The sequence below is a fragment of the uncultured Cardiobacterium sp. genome, assembly GCF_938028185.1.
In the GTDB taxonomy this organism is placed as follows: domain Bacteria; phylum Pseudomonadota; class Gammaproteobacteria; order Cardiobacteriales; family Cardiobacteriaceae; genus Cardiobacterium.
Window position 1 is genome coordinate 1 of the sequence record NZ_CALJAH010000114.1, and the last position, 3,645, is coordinate 3,645.

The following is a 3,645-nucleotide window of genomic DNA, read 5'->3' on the forward strand; positions in this document are numbered from 1 at the left end:
CGCGCAGCGACAAGCATTGCTTGCGAAGCAAGAGAGAGGGGCTTATCCGCCGAATGGCAAACAGCGCCTAATGCCTTATTTTCCTGCATAAATTCTGTTATTTGCGGTCGCGTTCCGCCTGGGCAAAAAAGCTACTGTCTTGTGCAGGATTTCATTGCTGCGTTTGCGTTCGTCATGCTCGCGTTCCAGCGCCTCGATGCTTGCGGTGCCAAGCGCGTAATGCCCACAGCCACTTTGGCGCGTTTCAATCCATCCCATTACCATAGTCATTTCAGATTTTGTATTTACGGAATGGCTTTGGCCGTTTGTTTTCAGGACGCATAACAAAAGAGGGAAGCCACTGCCTGCTACGTCGTGGAAAAAGGAGGGAACCCACAACGCGCCAGCAGCGCTTCCCGTGGCGTGAGTGTAACGGCTTGATTGTCGCGTTGCAATGCGGCATCCGTAGTTTCGCGGTTGGCTTGTAGTGGCGGAATACGGTATTTTTGTATCGCGGCATTGCCGCTTTCTTCATATACATAAAATGTCGCCAGATACGGCGGCTTGTGTGAATGGGTCTTTTTATTTAGGAGTATTTGTATGACTTTCGCTTATTGGTGCGTTTTTATCGCCATTTTTCTGCCGCTGTTTTGTGCGACTTATGCCAAGCGCCTCGCTGGTTTTACCGCCGCCGACAATCACAATCCGCGCGATTTGCTCGCCCGTGCCACTGGCAAGGCGCAGCGGGCGAATGCGGCTCAGCAAAACAGTTATGAGATTTTTCCGCCGTTTGCCGCCGCAATCATTATTGCCCATATCAGTGGCGGCACATCGCAGGCGGTCATAAATTTTTGGGCAGCACTTTTTATCTTGAGCCGTATCGCCTTTATCTATTGCTATATCAGCGACCGCCCCACCTGGCGCTCATCTTTTTTCGGCGTCAATTTGCTTTGTATCGTCGCGCTCTTTATTGCGGCGGCGTAATCACATATGCCACTTCGTGCGCTTCGTCGTAGCCCGGCAGCTCCAGTTTGCCGAGCAGGTGACGGATGACGTCTTCCGGCACGGCGTGGGCGCGCTGTTTGTTTTGCTGCAAGAGTTGCGGCCACGGCACTTCGAGGTAGGTGATGTGGATGCGGGCGCGGTAGTCGGCGAATAGCTGCGTCCATTTGCCGCGCAGCTCGCGCGTCAGGTTGGTGGCGTTAAAGACGAAGCTCTCGCCCGCGCGCAGGTGGATGCGCGCCTGTTCTTTGGCGAGCTGGATGACGCGGCCATTGCTTTTTTTGTCGGTCGGCTCAATGTGGTTGGCGCGGCGAATGTCATCGAGCGATAGCACCGGCAAATCGCGGTAGTGGCGGGCGATGTAGGTGTTTTTGCCGCTGCCGGGCAGGGCGCTCATCAGGTAAACATCGCAACGGAAATCGTCGTAGGGCTGGTAATCCGGCGTGCTTTCCGGGTGGTTCAAATAGTGGTAGCGCGCGTGGTGGCTGGCGAAGGTGAAGGGCGCGCCCCAGCAGCGGTTTTCTTCGCACAGCGCCTGGAACAGCGCGATTTTGTCGAGCAAGTCGGCGGTATCAGGGCAAATGCGGCCAAGCACGTCGGCTTTGGCGAGCAGGGCGAGCCAGGCGGTGTTCACTTGCAGGCTGGTGGCGATGGCGGCGTGCGCCGGATGCGTTTTTTCGATTGCCCACAGCGGCAGGCCGTGCCAGCGCACCAGTTTGGCGACGGCTTCGCGCACGGCAAAGGGCGCGGCAAGGTCGCGGTAGAGGATTTGTCGCGCGCTGTATTCGCCTTTTTTCGCGTGGCGCGGCGAGACAATGCGCATTTTGCCGTCGCGTTCTTCCGTGGTGGTAGTGCTGCGTTTTTCCACGTCGTGCAAGAGGGCGGCGGCAAAGAGGATGTGCTGCGCCTGCACGTCCAGCGCCTGATATTCGGGCAGGGCGGTGAGAGCGGCGGCAACCATTTTTGTGTGCGTCAGCACGTCGCCTTCGCCGTGCCATTCGGGGTCTTGCGGCACGGCGGCCATGTCGGCGAGCCAGTCAAAGCGGGCGGTGAGCGCCGCCCAGTCGGGGACGGTGCCGGGGGTGTAATGGGGGAATGTCCACATCATTGTCGTTCTATACGCTGAAATATTGAAACTCAAATTTGGGGTGGTAATGATTCAGATGGTAACGGGCAACAAGAATAATGTCGCCCGGTTTCCCCTGTATCCATATATCGCATTCAACGATATAAAAAGTACCATCGTTGCCAATATCCACATCCAGATAGTATTTGCTGTTCCGCGCTTTTTCCAAACAGGCAGGCGGGAAAAGCTGTAATTCGCTTTTGTCCTCTATCCAGTCAATGCTTTCGTGTATTTCTTCCCGCATTTCATCCGAAATGTTATAGGTCTCACGCAATTCCGGCTGTCTTTCCGCAATAAAACAGTCGAGAAATTTGCCCACTTCTGTATAGATTTCTGTTTTTAGAAGTTTACTCATTTTTTTCCTGCGCCGTGCATGAATTGATAACCGTGCCAGCCGTATTTGTCGTAATCGATGAGCGTTGCCGGTTGCCAGGTTTTTGTCCAATGCACGTCGGTTTTGACGTGTTTGGCGCGTACCAGTTTGAACAGGTTGTCAAATTCGTTCGGCTGTACTGGCAGGTCGCCGTTGTTGGTGAGGAAGCCGTCGCGGTTGCGGATGACGAGGCCTTCGCAGCAGGACGCGCCCGTCTGCGGGTCGTAGCCGCCGAGCGCCCCTGCGGTTTCGACGTATTCCAGCCAGTCCATGCCGAGGTTGGCAGCGAGCCAGTCGGCGAGCTGGCGGTTTTCGTCGCCGCCCGCGCGGTAGTTGTCGCGTAGCGGGCGGGTTATCGGCAGTTCGGGCACGGTGGGGGAAGTCAAACAGGGCGGCGTAGAACTTCACTTCGTCCCAGCCGAGCCAGCGTCCGTTTTGCCGCACGGCGAAGAGGTAGTAGTAAGATTCGAGGCGGCTATAGGCGATAGAGTGGATGCCGTAGAGGTTCTCGCCGAAGATTTCGAGGTCGTCGAGGTCGCCCTTGATGCGCTGCCAGCGCTCTATCAGCGGTTTGTCCCACGGGTGTTGCGATGGCGCTGCGTGCGAGCGGGCAAAGACGCCGTGGCGGCTCAGGCAGTTGTTCTGCCCGTCGAGTTTTTCGGTGAGTACCAGCGCGTCTTTGGCGGCGAAAGCGGCAAGGTAGCCGGCGGGCATGAAGCGGTCGTCGGAGGTGGTGCCGAGGCTGATGTGCGCGTGCAGGCTGCGGCTGTATTTGCTGGTGGTCATGGGGCGGAATGGTGAAAACCCGCGGTAGTCGCGGGTTTTGGGGTTATTCGTCGTTGGTGGGGAGGGAGTCGCCGTCCCAGTCGTGGTCGGGGTCGGGCAGGAAGACGAGACCGCCGGTTAAGCTTTGGCTGATGAGCCAGCCGCCGGGGACGGCGGTGCGGTAGAGTTCCGGGGTGTATTTGTTGTTGCGGCTTTTGAGTTTTTGCCATTCGAGGACGGGGGTGCGGCGGTTGCTACCACCGCCAAAGAGGAGTTTGCTGAGTGCCATGCGGGGTTCCTTGGTTTGGGCTTTGTTCGGGGAGCGTTTGCCGCGCGCCAGGGCGGTTTCTGTCGCCGGGGGTGGCGGCGCGGCGGCGGTTTCGTCCGTTCCGGCGGGGGT

At 57.6% G+C, this 3,645-nt stretch carries 6 protein-coding genes and 1 pseudogene; 2 read left to right on the forward strand and 5 right to left on the reverse strand.

Annotated elements, in window-relative coordinates; translation table 11 throughout:
- Both Q0349_RS03565 and Q0349_RS03570 read left to right on the forward strand, forming a co-directional pair.
- On the forward strand, positions 1–324 hold a 324-nt coding region (locus Q0349_RS03565), incomplete at its 5' end, for a hypothetical protein (protein WP_298079503.1).
- A 255-nt stretch (positions 325–579) separates the two neighbouring features.
- A complete protein-coding gene (locus tag Q0349_RS03570) occupies positions 580–963 on the forward strand; it encodes an MAPEG family protein (RefSeq protein WP_298079504.1) in 384 nt (127 codons plus the stop codon).
- On the opposite strand, the gene Q0349_RS03575 is transcribed toward Q0349_RS03570, so the two are convergent.
- The 5 genes and pseudogenes from Q0349_RS03575 to Q0349_RS03595 all read right to left on the reverse strand — a co-directional run.
- A complete protein-coding gene (locus tag Q0349_RS03575; protein ID WP_366916264.1) occupies positions 947–2,086 on the reverse strand; it encodes an AAA family ATPase in 1,140 nt (379 codons plus the stop codon). The two genes, Q0349_RS03570 and Q0349_RS03575, sit on opposite strands and share 17 nt — an antisense overlap.
- Positions 2,087–2,096: 10 nt before the next feature.
- Positions 2,097–2,462 (reverse strand): hypothetical protein, encoded by a 366-nt coding sequence (locus Q0349_RS03580; RefSeq protein WP_298079506.1) that lies wholly within the window; start codon positions 2,460–2,462, stop codon positions 2,097–2,099.
- Positions 2,459–2,866 (reverse strand): hypothetical protein, encoded by a 408-nt coding sequence (locus Q0349_RS03585; protein WP_298079507.1) that lies wholly within the window; start codon positions 2,864–2,866, stop codon positions 2,459–2,461. Before Q0349_RS03585 ends, Q0349_RS03580 begins: the two co-directional genes overlap by 4 nt.
- Before the next feature lie 46 nt (positions 2,867–2,912).
- A pseudogene (locus tag Q0349_RS14050) lies at positions 2,913–3,266 on the reverse strand (RNA ligase family protein); the annotation flags it as partial.
- A gap of 43 nt (positions 3,267–3,309) precedes the next feature.
- The coding region (locus Q0349_RS03595) for a hypothetical protein (RefSeq protein WP_298079509.1) at positions 3,310–3,645 on the reverse strand (336 nt) is incomplete at its 5' end.

Bases quoted from the DNA above. Each gene is read 5' to 3' on its own strand.
- Q0349_RS03570 (WP_298079504.1), top strand. From the start codon at position 580: ATGACTTTCGCTTATTGGTGCGTTTTTATCGCCATTTTTCTGCCGCTG.
- Q0349_RS03575 (WP_366916264.1), bottom strand. From the start codon at position 2,086: ATGTGGACATTCCCCCATTACACCCCCGGCACCGTCCCCGACTGGGCG.
- Q0349_RS03580 (WP_298079506.1), bottom strand. From the start codon at position 2,462: ATGAGTAAACTTCTAAAAACAGAAATCTATACAGAAGTGGGCAAATTT.